The 15,918-nt window shown below is 65.5% G+C and carries 17 protein-coding genes; 7 read left to right on the forward strand and 10 right to left on the reverse strand.

Annotation, left to right across the window (positions count from 1 at the left end; all coding sequences use genetic code 11):
• The first annotated feature begins 112 nt into the window (after positions 1-112).
• A complete protein-coding gene (gene ampC / locus ACF3ND_RS02230) occupies positions 113-1,267 on the forward strand; it encodes a class C beta-lactamase (protein WP_394063828.1) in 1,155 nt (384 codons plus the stop codon).
• Positions 1,268-1,370: 103 nt separating this feature from the next.
• Here ampC and ACF3ND_RS02235 read toward each other — a convergent pair whose 3' ends face one another.
• From ACF3ND_RS02235 to ACF3ND_RS02280, 10 genes are all read right to left on the reverse strand, one after another.
• A complete protein-coding gene (locus ACF3ND_RS02235; RefSeq protein WP_394063830.1) occupies positions 1,371-2,435 on the reverse strand; it encodes a permease in 1,065 nt (354 codons plus the stop codon).
• Between the two features lie 178 nt (positions 2,436-2,613).
• Positions 2,614-3,144: a disulfide bond formation protein B gene (locus tag ACF3ND_RS02240; protein WP_394063832.1), complete on the reverse strand. Its 531-nt coding sequence runs from the start codon at positions 3,142-3,144 to the stop codon at positions 2,614-2,616.
• A gap of 56 nt (positions 3,145-3,200) precedes the next feature.
• Positions 3,201-3,359, reverse strand: a complete 159-nt coding sequence (locus tag ACF3ND_RS02245; RefSeq protein ID WP_394063834.1) for a DUF5993 family protein — start codon at positions 3,357-3,359, stop codon at positions 3,201-3,203.
• 246 nt (positions 3,360-3,605) lie between these two features.
• Complete coding sequence (locus ACF3ND_RS02250; protein ID WP_394063836.1) at positions 3,606-5,573, reverse strand: rhomboid family intramembrane serine protease; 1,968 nt, start codon at positions 5,571-5,573, stop codon at positions 3,606-3,608.
• A gap of 136 nt (positions 5,574-5,709) precedes the next feature.
• The gene (locus ACF3ND_RS02255) at positions 5,710-6,135 is read right to left on the reverse strand and encodes a type II toxin-antitoxin system VapC family toxin (protein WP_394065763.1); all 426 of its coding nucleotides are present in this window, start codon (positions 6,133-6,135) and stop codon (positions 5,710-5,712) included.
• Positions 6,132-6,386, reverse strand: a complete 255-nt coding sequence (locus tag ACF3ND_RS02260; RefSeq protein WP_394063838.1) for a type II toxin-antitoxin system Phd/YefM family antitoxin — start codon at positions 6,384-6,386, stop codon at positions 6,132-6,134. The genes ACF3ND_RS02255 and ACF3ND_RS02260 overlap by 4 nt, the downstream gene beginning before the upstream one ends.
• Positions 6,387-6,564: 178 nt before the next feature.
• A complete protein-coding gene (locus ACF3ND_RS02265; protein WP_394065764.1) occupies positions 6,565-7,074 on the reverse strand; it encodes an aminoglycoside phosphotransferase family protein in 510 nt (169 codons plus the stop codon).
• Between the two features lie 101 nt (positions 7,075-7,175).
• Positions 7,176-8,657, reverse strand: coding sequence for a tripartite tricarboxylate transporter permease (locus ACF3ND_RS02270; protein WP_394063840.1), 1,482 nt, complete (start codon positions 8,655-8,657; stop codon positions 7,176-7,178).
• Positions 8,657-9,130: a tripartite tricarboxylate transporter TctB family protein gene (locus tag ACF3ND_RS02275; RefSeq protein ID WP_394063842.1), complete on the reverse strand. Its 474-nt coding sequence runs from the start codon at positions 9,128-9,130 to the stop codon at positions 8,657-8,659. Before ACF3ND_RS02275 ends, ACF3ND_RS02270 begins: the two co-directional genes overlap by 1 nt.
• 17 nt (positions 9,131-9,147) lie before the next feature.
• Positions 9,148-10,107: a Bug family tripartite tricarboxylate transporter substrate binding protein gene (locus tag ACF3ND_RS02280; protein WP_394063844.1), complete on the reverse strand. Its 960-nt coding sequence runs from the start codon at positions 10,105-10,107 to the stop codon at positions 9,148-9,150.
• Between the two features lie 214 nt (positions 10,108-10,321).
• On the opposite strand from ACF3ND_RS02280, the gene ACF3ND_RS02285 reads away from it, so the two are divergent.
• The 6 genes from ACF3ND_RS02285 (at position 10,322) to ACF3ND_RS02310 (ending at position 15,915) form a co-directional block, all read left to right on the forward strand.
• Complete coding sequence (locus ACF3ND_RS02285) at positions 10,322-10,873, forward strand: peroxiredoxin (protein ID WP_394063846.1); 552 nt, start codon at positions 10,322-10,324, stop codon at positions 10,871-10,873.
• Between the two features lie 172 nt (positions 10,874-11,045).
• Positions 11,046-11,816, forward strand: coding sequence for a DeoR/GlpR family DNA-binding transcription regulator (locus ACF3ND_RS02290; protein WP_394063848.1), 771 nt, complete (start codon positions 11,046-11,048; stop codon positions 11,814-11,816).
• Positions 11,813-12,883, forward strand: a complete 1,071-nt coding sequence (locus ACF3ND_RS02295; protein ID WP_394063850.1) for an ABC transporter ATP-binding protein — start codon at positions 11,813-11,815, stop codon at positions 12,881-12,883. Before ACF3ND_RS02290 ends, ACF3ND_RS02295 begins: the two co-directional genes overlap by 4 nt.
• A gap of 18 nt (positions 12,884-12,901) precedes the next feature.
• Positions 12,902-14,164: an ABC transporter substrate-binding protein gene (locus ACF3ND_RS02300; protein ID WP_394063851.1), complete on the forward strand. Its 1,263-nt coding sequence runs from the start codon at positions 12,902-12,904 to the stop codon at positions 14,162-14,164.
• Positions 14,165-14,176: 12 nt separating this feature from the next.
• Positions 14,177-15,067: a carbohydrate ABC transporter permease gene (locus ACF3ND_RS02305; RefSeq protein ID WP_394063853.1), complete on the forward strand. Its 891-nt coding sequence runs from the start codon at positions 14,177-14,179 to the stop codon at positions 15,065-15,067.
• 5 nt (positions 15,068-15,072) lie between these two features.
• The gene (locus tag ACF3ND_RS02310) at positions 15,073-15,915 is read left to right on the forward strand and encodes a carbohydrate ABC transporter permease (RefSeq protein ID WP_394063855.1); all 843 of its coding nucleotides are present in this window, start codon (positions 15,073-15,075) and stop codon (positions 15,913-15,915) included.
• Positions 15,916-15,918 lie beyond the last annotated feature (3 nt).

Here is a 15,918-nt window from a genome sequence, read left to right on the forward strand (position 1 = left end):
GGCAAAGCTGCGGCCCGATTGAAGGCGATGGGCCGGCCCGGGCGCAATGATTGTGGTCGAGCGGCGGTGTTAGGATCGCGGATGACTCTGATCGGATCTCAAGGAACATGAAGTGAAAATCTCGTTTTTGCGTATCGTCGGACTGACGTTCTCGCTATCCGCCTTGGCAAGCGGGCATGCGAGCGAACTGTCTTTTCAAGACAAGGCAAGGAACGCCTTTGCGGGCCCTGTCGCCGAGTACAGGATTCCTGGGCTGGTCGTCGGCGTCACGGACAGAGGCGAGCACCATTTCTACTCGGTCGGCCTCGCATCGCGGGCCGACAAGCAGCCCGTCACGCCGGATACGCTTTTCGAACTGGGGTCGATCAGCAAGGTGTTCAATGCGACCTTGGCCGCCTTGGCGGAGCAGCGCGGCAAATTGGCGCTCGAGGACAAGGCCGCGCATTACCTGTGCGCCGATGCCTGCAAGATTGGCGACGACATGAGCTTGATGGACCTGGCCACCCATCATTCCGGCGGACTTCCCTTGCAGGTTCCCGACGGCGTGAAGGATGCGGACGGCTTGGTGGACTGGCTGAAGAAATGGCAGCCATCGCAGCCTGGGGCCCGCAGTTACTCTAATATCAGCATCGGCCTGCTGGGGCGCATCACGGCCCAGGCGCTGGGCATGACGTATGCCCATGCCGTCGAAACCCTGCTTATCCAGGAACTGGGCCTGGAAAATACCTGGGTACAGGTGCCCGAACAGGCTATGGGCAAGTATGCCTTTGGCTATGACAGAAAAACCGATGCCGCGATTCGCGTCACGCCAGGCGTGCTTGATTCAGAAGCGTACGGCGTGAAGTCGAGCGCTCGAGACATGCTCCGGCTCCTGGACGCCGAGCTTGGGAACGCGCCCGTATCGCCGGAACTGGAAGCGGCCATGCGGCGCACCCAGGAAGGACGGTTCCGGACGACGGCCTTTACGCAAGGCATGATCTGGGAGCAGTACCCGTGGCCGGTCGACCTGGAAACTATGAAGCGGGGCAACGGACTGGACTTCATCCTGCACCCTCAGCCCGTCGAAGGCATAAGCCCGGCGCTGCCGCCGCAAAAAGACGTCATACTGAACAAGACGGGCTCAACGAATGGCTTCGGCGGGTATATAGCCATGCTTCCCGCCAAGGGCCTTGGCATAGTCGTGCTTGCGAACAGAAATTTCCCGAATGAAGCACGGGTCGAGGCGACTTATTCCCTGATCGAGGCATTGCTTGCCGGCCCACAATGAAGGCCAGGCTGATGCGCTCCCGCGCCGGCCCCGGGGCGCCGGATAACGCAGGCAGGGCTTCGGTGTCGGCCGTGCTGCGTGGCTTCCCGGTTCCGCAACGACCTTAGAACCTCAGAACCGTCGCCACTCCACCCGCCAACACCCCCATCCCGATCACGCCTGTCAGCAGCACCGCCACGTCCGTGCGGCGGAAGGAGCGGGAGACGGCGATCAGGGAGGGCAGGCTGATGGGGGGCAGGGTCATGAGCAGGGCGGCGGCGGGGCCCGCGGCCACGCCCAGGGCCAGCATGGCCTGGACGATGGGGACTTCGCCGGCCGTGGGGATGACGAACAGGGCGCCGGCGACGGCCGCGCCCAGGATCCAGGACAGGCTGTTGTCCATGCTCATGTCCATCACGGGAAACAGCCAGGTGCGGGCGGCGCCCAGCAGCAGGACCAGGATCACGTACTCCGGCAACAGGCGCAGCGCCATGCGGCCGAAGCTGCGCGCCCAGCGCAGCAGCAAGGGGCCGGCGTGCAGGTCGACCGGGTCCATATCGGCGGCCGGCACCTCCACAGTGGCGCTGTTGCCGCGGTTCAGGCGGTTGATCAGCCAGCCCAGGCCCAGCACCATGACGATGCCCAATCCCAGCCGCAGTCCGACCCAATGCCAGCCCAGCACGAAGCCCATGAAGATCAGGGTGGCGGGATTGAGCATGGTGTTGCCCAGCCAGAAGGCGGCCGCGCTGCCGGGGGCGGCCCGGCACTGCCGCAGGCTGCTGACGACCGGCGCGGCGCAGCAGGTGCACATCATGCCGGGAATGGCCAGCAGGCTGCCTTTCACGACGCTGCCCGCGCCAAAGCCGCCCAGCCAGCGGATGATCCACTGCGGCGGCAGCAGGGTCTGGATGGCCGAACCCAGCAACAGGCCCAGCAGCAGGGCTTTCCAGATGGCCTTGCCATAGGCCATGGCGTAGTCCAGCGCGGCCTGGAAGGACGGCGCCGGCACGGCGCCGCTGGCGTCCGTCAGGATGGAGCTGCCAATGGAGTGGGTCTGGGCCGCCACGAAGGCGCGGTCGTAGTAGGGCGACCACTTCACGTAATACAGGCCGACCAGGGCGATCAGCGCCACAAGGGCGATGCCCCAGGCGGGGTGGAGCGGGCGTCGGGCGGTGGAGGGAGAATTCATAGATAACTCCCTGGAAACGAAGGGCGGCTGTGCCGGAACGGAAGGACCATCATGGACAGGGCGACGCGTGCGGCGGCGCCTCGCAAATCCTTGATTGTAGAACTAAGGACGAGGCGTCGGTCCCCTCCTCATGCCCGACCTGAGCGTCGGGCTGCAGTATTCCGCGCCCGGTGCGGGCTCACCTGCGGGTCCATTCCAGCAGTTGATAGCTGACCGGATCGTCCTCGCATTGCCCGGTTCCGCATTCGAGGATGGTGGAAATAAGATTAGCCGCGATCAGGATGACGAACAGCACGCCGACGGCCTTGCTCAACACCGACAAGGCCGGCAGCTTCAGCGTGCGCAATTCCCGGTCGCCCAGGCTGAGCATGACGCCGACGGCAAGCACGATCAGGATGGATGCAAGCAGCGCCCAGGTGTAGAAATGCAGGCCAAAAAAGGCGGAGCCATAGCCGGTGTCGCCCGGCAGGATGTGCAGGAATACCTGCCGCACGGCAATCAGGCCGGTGATGACGCAACCTGCCAGCACCATGCCGTAGTGGGCGCCTTTGACGCCCAGGCGGACATTGAACAGGAATCCGCAGCCGACAATGATCAGGCCGGCTCGCTGGAGCAGGCAAAGAGGGCACGGCAATTCCGACTTTGCAAGCTGGTAATAAAAGGCGATCAAAAGCGCGACGCAGATGCCCAATAGGCCGAGCGTGTTCATGAGCGTGCTCACGGTCTGGGGAGCTGCCGGTTGTGCTGTATTGTTCATCGCGCGTCTTAGAAAGAAAGGGAGAGCGGGTCGGTCACGTGGTGCTTGAACGAAAGAACAGTGACCAGAACCAACGCCGCCCACAGGGCATAACTGAGTTTTTTCTTGCCGGCCAGCACGCTGATTGCCGTGCCCAGCGCCAGTAAAAATGGCAGAAACATGTACATGTTCTATTCCTTGATGCGGTTGAGTATTTTTCTGTGTTTGATCGAACGGCTTGGTGTTTCATGTTGAGCAGCGCTGGCATGGAAAGTTCAGCCGACGCAGGCCACGCTCGTCCTGTAAAAAAATGCGACCAAAAGGAAGCAAGTCTGTTAAGTGAGCAGCCAGGCCAGGAAGGTTCCGAAATTTCATTGGGCACTGGTTGTCGGGCGCCCGCCCGGCCAGGCCGGCCGCAGCAGGAAAAACGCAGTTCAGGCCGGGTTCAGTGCGCTGATGCGTTTGCGCTCGTCGTCCAGCAGCCGCTGGTAGTCGGTGGCGATCGGGTCGGCGCGCAAGGCCTGGTCTATGTCGAATATCTGGATTCCCTCGCGGCCGGCGACATAGAAGCGCTGCTTGTCCAGAATGTCCATGACCAGCAGTGAAGAGGCGGGGAAAGCCAGGGGATACAGGCGCAGCAGCCTGCCGGTCTGGGCGGAGCTGGCGGCGATGTAGCCGTCCAGGATGGACAGGATCAGGCCGTGACGCCCGTCCGCGTCCATGAATGTGTCGGTCAGGTAGCGCTGCTGTCGGGGCAGTTTGTAGAGGATGGCAGGACCGCGCTGGTTTTCGTCCGGATAGGACACGCCATCGGCATGCAGCAGCCACACCCGGCCCAGGCCGTCCGTACCCATGCGCACCACGCGGTCGGGATCGACGCCCCGGAGCCGCCAGTACGGGCTGGACGAGCCCGTCGGCGATGCCCAGGGCGTCAGCGTATGCGCCGCCAGATCATAGACATGGACCCGGCCGTATGGGCTCAGCAGGTATAGCCGGGTCTGGTCTTGCGACAAGGCCAGCGTGTCGCCATGGGGCCACCGGTACCGGGCATCCTTCTCGTCGTCCAGGGCGAGGGTCTGCAGTATTTTGCCGTTCCGGGCATCCAGCAGCGTCAGCGTGGCGGCGGCCCAGTCGTAGGCGTAGATCACGTTCCCATGCACCAGCAGGCGGCTCGGGAAGGGGCCGGTGGGCGTGCTGAACAGCAGTTTGCCGCTTGCCATGTCCACGCGGCTGACCTCGCCTTTGACCAGATTGGCTAAATACGCCTGCTGGGCATCGACGTGCAGGTCGGCGACGCCGACGCCGAAACAGGAGTTGTGCGGGCAACCCCAGGTCATGCCGTCCGGATAGGAATGGCGGATCCAGGTCGAGACCACGCGGCCGGCGCTCAGGTCGAACTCCCTGGCTTCGGATTCGTCGTAATTCTTCAACAGGTGCAGGCGGTCCGTCGAGCCGGCGGTGTAGACGCCCCCCACGAAAGGTTCCCGGATCACGAGGCCTTGCGCCGCCTCGGCGCTGGCGGCCGGAGGCAGCCCTTCCTGCTCGGCAGCCAGCAGGCGCTTCTGGTTGCGGCTTCTGGTCGCTTCGTTTTGCATGTCGAGGGTGATCCGCCGAAGGTCCTGCGCGGAGGGGTTCTGCCGGATGCCTTGATAGCCCGTCCAGGCGATCAGGCCCGTCACGCCCAGGGCGAGCAGCCCGGAGCCCAGCAGCAACGCGGGCTTGGGGGCGTACTGCGATACGGCGATCACCATGCCGGCCAGCAGGCCGAAGCCGAACCCCGCGATATGGGCGGTATTGTCGATGCTCGTGTCCACCATGCCGTAGCCCAGGGTCAGCACGGACACGAACAGGGCGCTGCGCATCAGGCTTCTGGTGTGCGCAGAGGTTCGGCCGTTCCATTGGGCGGCCAGCGCCAGGACCAGCGCCGCGCCGGTCAGGCTGAGGATGGCGCCTGAAGCGCCTGTGCTGACATAGATTACTTGCCGGGCGCCGCCCAGCAGGGTCTGGACGGTGTAGTCGAAATGCACGAAGGCCGACACCCACGCGGCGAATATTCCCCCTGCCGTGAAAATGGCCAGCAGGGCCCAGCGGGACAGGATGGCTTCCAGGGCCAGGCCCACGGCCAGCAGGACGAGCAGGTTCTGCAACAGGTGTTCCCAGCTTTGGTGCAGGAAGAGGCTGGCGGGCAGACGCCAGTAATCGCCCGTGGCGCTCAGGGGAGCGACGTTGGCGCCCAGTTCCGTCATCAGCGCCGAGCCGGACAGCCCCAATGCCTCCGCCTGATGAAGCTGCCAGCCGTGGCAGGCCAGCAGGATCAGGGCCAGCAGAACGCTCAGCCAGGGCCAGCGCCGGGCGGGCGGGATGTCGGACGGGCCGGGCGTGGCGGCTTGGTGCTCTGTCATGGTTTGTGCCTGTTCTGTGGTGCGGAGATGCTGGCCTATGCTCGTCCCCGTTTCGCGCAGGGCCTGCCAGGGGGGCGGCGCCGCTGGCGATTGTACGGGGATTTGCGAACCGGTAGTAACAGGCCCGGCGAGCCTGTCAGGCGCTCGTCCAGGGATCGACCAATCTGACCCCCGTTGCCCTGAAATCCGCCGTGTTGCGCGTGGCCAGCGTCATGCCGTGCACCAGGGCGGTGGCGGCGATCAGGGCGTCGCGTTCGGATCGGGGATCGGGAATGTGCAGACGGGCGCAGCGCAGGGCCACGGCGTCGTCCAGAGGCAGGATGCGGCCGTCGAATTCGGGCAGCACGCGCGTGTCCAGCCACCGCCTGAGCAGGGCGCCCTGGCGCGCGTCGCGGCGTTCGATGCGCAGCACGCCCATTTCCAGTTCCATCAGCGTGATGGAGGACAGGAAGAAATCCTGGGCGCTGCGGGCGGCGATCCAGTTGACGACGGCGGGATGGGCCTTGTTGTCGCCCGCCTTGCGCAGTTCGGAGATGACGTTGCTGTCCAGGATGAACATCAGGACAGGTCGGCCGGCTTGCCGTGGATGCGGCTGGGTGCGGGATCGAAGTCGATCTGCGCCAGGCCGGGCATGGCCAGGGCGTCGACCAGGCTGCGTTGCCGGCCGATCAGGCGTTGGTACAGTTCGTAGCTCATGAGGACATGGGCGGGCTTGCCGCGATCGGTGATGATGACAGGACCTTGTTGCGCTGCCTTTTTAGCATGTCCCAGGTCGTGGTTCAGCTCCCGGCTGGACAAAGTCGTCACGGTCATGGGCGTCTCCAGAAAGAATTACGGGCTTATGTGGCAACGTTACTACATGCGCCCTGAAGAATAAAGTGGAGAATGCAGGCTGGCAGGAGGCGCCGGGTTCGGCGCCCTGGAAGCGTCAGATTGATGCCCGTCCAGTTCAGGATTGTTCAGGTGGAAAGGGACGTGGTTCTTTACCTGATCAATCAGGCAGGTCCAGTTCGCGCGCCGCCATCCGCCCCACATCCAGCCGGCCTGCGGCGTCTTTCCCGTCTTGCATCAGCCAGAGCGCGGACAGACCGCTCCAGGCCAGGATCCATTGCAGCAGTCGGCGGCGGTCCAGGCCGGCAGCCTGGACGACCTGCTTCAGGCGGCGGTGAAAAAAGGCCAGGGCCGTGGCGGGGTCCGGGTTGCAGAACAGGTTGGCGTAGTCGAAGCCGCGCTCGCCGTGCAGGCCCTTGGGGTCGATGGCCAGCCAGCCTGACGGCCCGAAGTCCAGCAGATTGCCGTGGTGCATGTCGCCGTGCAGCACGCCAACATCCTGTGGCTCGTTCAGCAGGCGGCGCGCCGCCTGGGCGCTGCGCTCCAGCATGGGGCGGGCGGCCGGGTCGGCAGCCAGCAGATCCCGGAACCAGGACTCCAGCGGCGTCAGCTTGGGCAAGGGGGCGGCGTGCGGCTCGTGCAGGCGGGCCCCTCCGGCCTCAGGTTCCAGCGGCCCAGGTAATGCCGGACGGCCGTATCGTCAGGGGCGCCTTTATTCACGTGGCGCCCCTTGGCAACACACGGGATTGCCTCGGGCAACGGTCCGCGTTCTTAGCGCTGCACACGTTTCAGCAGCCAGGGCACGGTCAGGAACAGTGCGGCCACGACGTAGAAGCTGACGGCGATGGGGCTGTGGAACAGCACCAGGAAGTCGCCCTGGCCGGCCGCCAGCGCGGTGCGGAGCTGGTTTTCCGCCAGCGGCACCAGGATCAGGCCGATCAGCAGGGGCGCGATCGGAAAGCCGTACACCCGCATCACGTAGCTGAGCACGCCCATGGCCGCCATCATGGCCAGTTCGAACACCGAGCCGGACACGCCCCAGATGCCTATCATGGCGAACACCAGGATGCCGGCGTAGAGCTGCGGCTTGGGGATGTAGAGCAGGCGCACCCACAGGCCCACCAAAGGCAGGTTCAGCACCAGCAGCATGCAGTTGCCCACGTACAGCGAGGCGATCAGGCCCCAGACCAGTTCGGGATTGCTGGTGAACAGGAACGGCCCCGGCTGCAGGCCGTAGTTCTGGAAGGCCACCAGCAGGATGGCCGCCGTGGCCGAGGTCGGCAGGCCCAGGGTCAGCAGCGGCACCAGGATGCCGGCGGCAGCCGCATTGTTGGCCGCTTCGGGTCCGGCCACGCCTTCGATGGCGCCCTTGCCGAATTCCTCCTTGCGGCTGGACAGGTTCTTTTCCAGGGAATAGGACAGCATGGTGGGCAGCTCGGACCCGCCGCCCGGGATGGCGCCCATGGGAAAGCCGATCACCGTGCCGCGCAGCCAGGGCTTCCAGGAGCGGCGCCATTCGTCCCTGGTCAGGAAGGCCTTGCCGCGGATGGGGATGATTTCCTCGCTTTGATGGCGGTAGCGGCTGGCCACATAAAGAATTTCGCCCACGGCGAACACGGACACCAGCACCACGGTCAGCTCCACGCCGTCCAGCAGGTCGGGTATGCCGAACGTCATGCGCGGCTGTCCCGTCATGGCGTCGATGCCGATCACGCCCAGGGCCAGGCCCAGGAACAGGGAAATGAAGCCGCGCACGCGCGAGGCTCCCATGACCACGGCCACGGAGGTGAAGGCCATGATGGTCAGGGCGAAGTAGTCGGCCGGGGTGAAGATGAAGGCCAGTTCGGCCACCGCGGGGGCGGCGAAGGTCAGCGCCAGGGTGGCCAGGGTGCCGGCGATGAAGGAGCCGATGGCCGCCGTGGCCAGGGCGGCCGCGCCGCGCCCGCGCCGGGCCATCTTGTTGCCTTCCAGCGCCGTCATCATGGAGCCGGCCTCGCCGGGCGTGTTGATCAGGATGGCGGTGGTCGAGCCGCCGTACATGGCGCCGTAGAGCACGCCGGCGAACATGATGAAGGCCGACACCGGCCCCACCGACACGGTCACCGGCAGCAGCAGCGCGATGGTCAGCGCCGGGCCTATGCCCGGCAGGATGCCGATGGCCGTGCCCAGCACGGAGCCGAGCAGGGCCCACATCAGGTTCATGGGCTGCAGGGCCACGCCGAAGCCGTGCAGGAGCAAGGACAGAGTATCCATCACACCCCCGCCAGTGGTAGGAAGCCGCCCAGTTGCAGGCCGAGCCGGCCGAACAGGAACCAGCAGGCGCTGCCCAGCACGAAGCCCGAGACCACGTCCAGCAGGATGCGGCGCGAGCCCAGGGCGCGCGCCACCAGCATGAAGCAGATGGCGGCGGTCAGCGGCAGGCCCAGCTGCTCCATGGTCAGGGAGGGCAGCACGGCGGCCAGCAGCACGGTCAGGAACGGCCCTTTGTCCATGCCGGGGTCGGCAGCACGTTCCTCTTCGTCAAAAGCCGCGCCGCGGGCCATCTGGAACAGCAGCAGAATGCCCAGCGCGACCAGGCCCGCCCCGACCAGGGCCACGAACAGGCCCGGGCCTATGGCGGCGTACTGCGCGGACAGGGTCAGGGAGGAGGATGCATACAGACAGACGGCCCCCGTCAGGATGACCGCCAGCCCCAGCCACCAGGGCTGTCGGGGTGCAGACGTCATGGACAGCCTCCGCAGTCTTACTTGACCAGGCCTGCGTCTTGCAGGATGGTGTTGATGCGCTGGCTTTCAGCCTGGATGAACTCGCCGAAGGCCTCGCCTCCCAGGAAGTAGGGCTCCCAGCCCAGGCGCTCCATGGTGGCGTGCCACTGCGGGCTGTCGTTCAATTTGGTGAAGCGCTCCACCCATTGGCGGTAATTTTCGTCGGGCATGTCCACCGAGCCCAGGATGCCTCGCCAGTTGGCGATCTCCACGTCGTAGCCCGCCTCCTTGAAGGTGGGCACGTTGTCCAGGCCCTTCATGCGCTTGTCGGAGGACACGGCCAGGATGCGGATGCGGCCGCTGTCGGCGAACTGCTGGAATTCGGACGCGCCCGAAATGCCGGCCTTGAGGGTGCCGTTGACGATGCCCGTGACGGTGTCGGCGCCGCCCGCCTGGGGGATGTAGTTCAGGGCGGACACCGGCACCTGGCCTTTCTGCGCCAGCAGGGCCAGCGCGATGTGGTCCACGCCGCCGGCCGAGCCGCCGCCCACGGGCATGCCGCCGGGATTGGCCTTCAGGGCCTGCACGAACTCGTCCAGGGTCTTGTAGGGTGCGTCGGCTTTCACGGCCAGCACCAGGTATTCGGCCGTCAGGCGCGCCACCGGCTTGAACTTGCTCAGGTCTATGGGCGACTTGTTCATGGAGATGGAGCCCACCGTGATCGCGCCGAACACGGCCAGGGCGTCGGCCTTGCCTTTCTGCGAACGCTGGAAGTCCGCCAGGCCTATGGTGCCGCCCGCGCCGCCCTTGTTGGTGAAGCTGACCGTGCCGGTGTAGATGCCGGCCTCGTTCATGGCGTGCATGGCCTGGCGGCCGGTGGAGTCCCAGCCGCCGCCCGGATTGGCCGGCAGCATCATGTTGACCTGGGCCTGGACGGCGAATGCCCCGCCCAGCAGCGCGGCGGCCAGCAGGGGGCGCAGCAAACGGTGGATCTTCATATGGTGTCTCCTTGTTTATGCTTGGCTATCGTGCAGCGATGTTCTCATTTTTTCCGCGTGTGCGCACTGGATATTACCCCATGGCCGCGGTCCGGACGCGCCAGGGGCGCGTGCTGTCCGGATTGCTTTCCTGATCCCGCACAAGGCTTGTATTGAGCCGGCTAATCGGCTTACGCTGGTTTCTGGTTCAATCTTCCGGCATGAAGGTGACAGCATGAAAAACGCAATGGCAGGAATCTCCCTGGGCATCGCCCTGACGGCGGGCGCGCCCGGCGCGCAGGCGGCGCTGGCGGTGGGAACGACGGCGCCGGATTTCACGGTGCAGGCGGCCCTGGCGGGCAAGACCTTTGATTTCTCCATGAGCCGGGCGCTGCAGAAGGGACCGGTGGTGCTGTACTTCTATCCGGCCGCCTTCACCCAGGGGTGCACCGTGGAGGCGCATACCTTCGCCGAAGCCATAGCCGACTACAAGGCGCTGGGGGCCACGGTCATCGGTCTGTCCGCCGACGACATCGACACCTTGAAGGACTTTTCCACGGGCCCTTGCGGCAGCAAGTTCGCGGTGGGCGCGGATCCGGGCGGCAAGGTGATACGCGCCTACGATGCGGGCATGGGCGCGCAGTCGGAACGCGCCACGCGCATCTCGTACGTGATCTCGCCCGAAGGCCGGATCATCTACGAATACACGGCGATGGAGCCGGACGACCATGTGAATAACACCTTGAAGGCCGTGCGTGAGTGGCGCGCGGGGCAGGCCGGCAAGTAAGCGACTGGAGGGGGCCCTGCCGCGGCTTCAGCGCGGCGGGTCCGGCTGTCGTTCAGCCATGAATGTTCATGTGAACATTTATCCGTCATAAAACTTTCATCTGAGCGTAACCGACCCGTAACCTGGGATTTCTACACTGCCTGGTATTCAAACGAAACCAACGTGCAGTGTTATGAATCTTTCCGTTCGGCAAAGCATTATTGTTGACTTGCTGCGGGCCCAGGGGGCGGTGTCGGTGGACGGTCTGGCCTCGCATTTCGGGGTGACGCCGCAAACCATACGCCGCGACCTGAACCACCTGTACGAGGCCGATCTGGTGCGCCGCCGCCATGGCGGCGCGGAGCTGAACGCGGCCGAGCGCAATGTGTCCTTCCAGACGCGCCGCATCACCCAGCTGCAGGCCAAGGCCCGCATCGGCCGCGCCGTGGCCGGCCTGATTCCGCCGGGCGCCAGCGTGCTGCTGGGTTTCGGGACCACGCCCGAGCAGGTGGCGCTGGCCCTGGCCGACCACCAGGACCTGACGGTGGTCACCAACAATATCAGCGCCGCCCTGGCGCTGACGCACAACCCGAGCCACCGCGTGGTTCTGGCGGGCGGTCAGCTGCGCCAGCCCAACCCGGAAATACTGGGGCCGGAGGCCGAGCGTCTCTTCAACAGTTTCAAGGCGGACTTCGGCGTGTCCGGGGTGGGCGGCTTCGATTCGGACGGCGCCCTGCTGGATTTCGACATGGCCGAATCCGATTGCCACAAGGCGCTGCGCGGCAATTGCCGCGTGCGCATCCTGGTGCTGGACCACACCAAGTTCGGCCGCCGCGCCCCGGTGCGCAGTGGCTCGCTGGAAGACGTGGATGTCCTGGTGTGCGACCAGGCCATCCCGGAACCATACCGGACGCGGATTCCGGCGCGGGTGCGGGTCGTCATCGCCGACGAGGTGCTGCCATGAGCCGCGCCGCCATCGAATTGCAGGGCATAGGCAAGTCCTGGGGCGAGCAGGCCGTGCTCAGGCAGATGGACCTGTCCATCCAGGAAGGCAAGTTCACGGCCCTGCTGGGCCCTTCGGGCTGCGGCAAATCCACGCTGCTGCGCATCATCGCCGGGTTGGAAGCGCCTGATCAGGGCCGCCTGCTGATCAACGGCCAGGACGCCACCCAGCTGGAGCCGGCCCGGCGCGGGCTGAGCATGGTCTTCCAGTCCTATGCCCTGTTTCCCCACCTGAACGTGGCCGACAACATCCTGTTCGGCCTGCAGGTGCGCCGTGCCGACCGCAAGCAGCAGCGGGAGCGCCTGCGCGAAGCCCTGGCCCTGACCAATCTGGAAGGATTGGAGGAGCGCAAGCCCGGTCAATTGTCCGGCGGCCAGCGCCAGCGCGTGGCGCTGGCGCGCAGCATCGTGTCGGGCCACCGCATCTGCCTGATGGACGAGCCCCTGTCCAATCTGGACGCCAAGCTGCGCCACACCGTGCGCCACGAGATCCGTGCCCTGCAGCAGCGCCTGGGTCTGACGGTGGTGTACGTGACGCACGATCAGACCGAGGCCATGGGCATGGCGGACCACGTCGTGCTGCTCAATGCTGGGCGCATCGAGCAGCAGGGCGCCGCCCGGGACCTGTACGGCGAGCCGAACAGCGTCTTCACCGCCGGCTTCATCGGCAGCCCGCCCATGATGATGATCCACAGCGATCACGTTCCCCTGAGTCTGTGGCCCGCGCGCCGGCAGTTCGACCAGCCGCACCGCGTGCTGGTGGGCGTGCGTCCCGAGAATCTGCGCCTGCAGGAAGCGACGGACGAGACCGTCGCGGTGACGGTCGTGCACCAGGAGTTCCAGGGTGCGGATGCGTATGTATATGTGCGGCTGAACGATGGCCGCACCCTGATTGTGCGCGCGCCGCACAGCCGCAGCGTCGAGGCGGGCGCTCGCTGCGGCCTGAGTTGGGATCCCGCCCATGCTTTTTACTTTAACCAGGACAGCGGGGCGCGCCTGCCGTCGCCGTCCCATGCATTCACCGACTAACGTTCCAGCGAGTCTCTCATGTTGAAGAAATATCTGCTTGCCACCTCCAGCGCCCTGTTGATGGGCCTGGGCGCCAATGCCCACAGTGCGGTGGAACTGACCATGTACTACCCCATCGCGGTCGGCGGCCCCTTGACCGAGGTGGTGGACGGCCTGATCAAGGATTTCCAGGCCGAGAATCCCGATGTGAAGGTCAAGGCCGTGTACTCCGGCAATTACGACGAAACCCGCGTGCGCGCCCTGTCGGCGCTGCGCGCCGGCGAGCCCGTGCAGCTGTCCGTGCTGGGCGCGCTGGACACCCACGACCTGGTCGAGCAGGGCCTGGTAGAAGCCTTCAGCGACGTGGCTCGGGATGCGGCCAGCCAGGAGTGGCTCAAAAGCTTCTATCCCGCGCTGATGGCCAACGGCACCCTGGAAGGCAAGGTCTGGGGGATTCCCTTCCAGCGCTCGACCATCGTCATGTTCTACAACAAGGATCTGTTCCGCGAAGCGGGCCTGGATCCCGACCAGCCTCCCAAGACCTGGGACGAACTGGTGCAGACGGCCAAGAAGCTGACCACGGACAAGCGCCACGGCCTGATGATCCCGTCCACCGGCTATCCCTATTGGATGTTCCAGGCCCTGGCCCTGCAGAACGGCCGCCAGCTGATGAACGAGGACGGCAACAAGGTCTATTTCAACGATCCCAAGTCGGTGCAAGCCCTGCAGTTCTTCCATGACCTGGCCTACAAGCACAAGGTCAGCCCGACCGGCACCATAGAATGGGGCACGCTGCGCCAGGCTTTCGTGCAAGGCCAGACGGCCATGATGTGGCACACCACGGGCAACCTGACGGCCGTCAAGAACGAGGCCAAGTTCGATTTCGGCGTGGCCATGCTGCCGGCCAAGGAAAAAGCGGCCTCGCCCACCGGCGGCGGCAACTTCTACCTGTTCAAGGGCGCCAGCGAGGAGCAGAAGAAGGCGGCGCTGGGCTTCGTGCGCTGGATGACCGCGCCCGAGCGCGCCGCCAAGTGGTCCATGGCCACGGGCTACGTGGGCATCAGCCCCGCCGCCTATGAAACCCCGGCGCTGACCGACTACGCCAAGACCTTCCCGCAGGCCCTGGTCGCCCGCGACCAGCTGGCGGTGGCCTCGCCCGAGTTCGCCACCTACGAGACCGCCCGCGTGCGCGAACTGCTGTCCAATGCCGTGCAGGCGGCGCTGACCAATGCCAAGACGCCCCAGGCGGCCCTGGACGAGGCTCAGGCGGCGGCCGAGCGCCTGCTGCGTCCTTTCAACTAAGCGGGTGCTGTGATGGCTGAACCATTGCGTGTGCTGCGTAAAGAATGGGTGTTCGCCTACCTGTTGCTGACGCCGCTGTTCGTGCTGCTGAGCGTGTTCGCCTTCATTCCGGCGCTGCACACGTTCTGGTCCAGCCTGCAGAGCAAGGGGACGGCGCGCCGTCCCGCCCGGTTCGTCGGACTGGACAACTACGATGTGGTGCTGGCCGACCCGACCTTCTGGCTGGTGCTCAAGAACAACCTCTGGTACGCGGCTATCGTCATTCCCGTGTCCATGGCCCTGGCGCTGCTGATGGCCTTGTGGGCCAACCGCGCCATGAGCATGCGGGCCTGGGTGCGCTGCGCGTATTTCACGCCCACCATGCTGCCCATGATTGCCGCCGCGAACCTGTGGCTGTTCTTCTACACGCCGGACCTGGGCCTGCTGGATCAGATCGCCCGCCTGTTCGGCCAGGGCGCCACCAACTGGCTGGGCCAGCCGCAGACGGCTCTGGGCGCGGTCATGGTGGTGACCATCTGGAAGGAAGCGGGCTTTTTCATGATCTTCTATCTGGCGGCCCTGCAGACCATTCCGCCCGAGCTGCGCGATGCCGCCCGGCTGGAAGGCGCCAGCCGCTGGCAGTACGGTCGGCGCGTGCTGCTGCCGCTGCTGGCTCCCACGACCCTGTTCATCCTGATCAATGCGCTGATCAATTCGGTCAAGCTGGTGGATCACCTGTTCATTCTGACCAAGGGCGGCCCCAACAACGCATCCAAGCTGATGCTGTACTGGATATGGGAAACCGCCTTCGCCTACATGGACACGCCCAGCGCCGCCGTGCTGACCGTGGGCCTGTTGCTGGCCTTGGGCTTGATCGCCGTCTTCCAATTCCGCTACGCCGAACGGCGCGTGCATTACCAGTGAACGCCATGGATACTGTTCTTACCGCCCCCGCTCCACGCCGCGCGCCCAGCCTGCCGTCCCTGGATACATTGGGCGCGCACATGCTGGCGCTGCTGTGGATCGCGCCTTTGCTGTACGCTTGCTGGGCGGCGTTCCGCGACCCGTCGGCGGCCTTGCGCTTCGATCCGACTTCGGGCTGGACGCTGGCCAATTTCGGCGCGGCCTGGGAACGTGCGCCCTGGATGCGCTACATCTTCAACACCACGTTGCTGGTCGCCGCCATCCTGGCCGGCCAGTTCCTGCTCTGCACCCTGGCCGCCTATGCCTTCGCGCGTTTTCGCTTCTTCGGCAGCCAGGTCCTGTTCATGCTGCTGCTGTTGCAATTGTTCATCCTGCCCGAAGTGCTGATCGTGGAAAATTACCGCATGGTGGCCTTGCTGGGCTGGACGGATACGGTCTGGGGCATGGGCGTGCCCTACATGGCCAGCGCCTTCGGCGTCTTCCTGCTGCGCCAGGCTTTCAAGCAGGTGCCGCGCGAGCTGGAGGACGCCGCCCGCCTGGAAGGCTGCAGCCGCCTGGGCGTGCTGTGGCGCGTCTATGTGCCGCTGGTCAGGCCCGTGTACCTGGCCTATGCGCTGGTGTCCGTGTCCACGCACTGGAACAACTTCCTCTGGCCGCTGGTCATCAGCAGCTCCGAGCACACCCGGCCGCTGACCGTGGGGCTGTCCCTGTTCGGCGCGCCGGAAAGCGGGGTCAGCATTTCCCTGATCAGCGCGGCCACGCTGATGACCATCTTGCCGTTGCTGCTGGGCTTTCTGCTGTTCCAGAAGCAGTTCATGCAGGCTTTCCTGCGCGCCGGAATTCGTTAAGGA

Origin of the sequence: Alcaligenes sp. WGS1538, assembly GCF_043187505.1 — a bacterium.
Taxonomy (GTDB): domain Bacteria; phylum Pseudomonadota; class Gammaproteobacteria; order Burkholderiales; family Burkholderiaceae_B; genus Alcaligenes.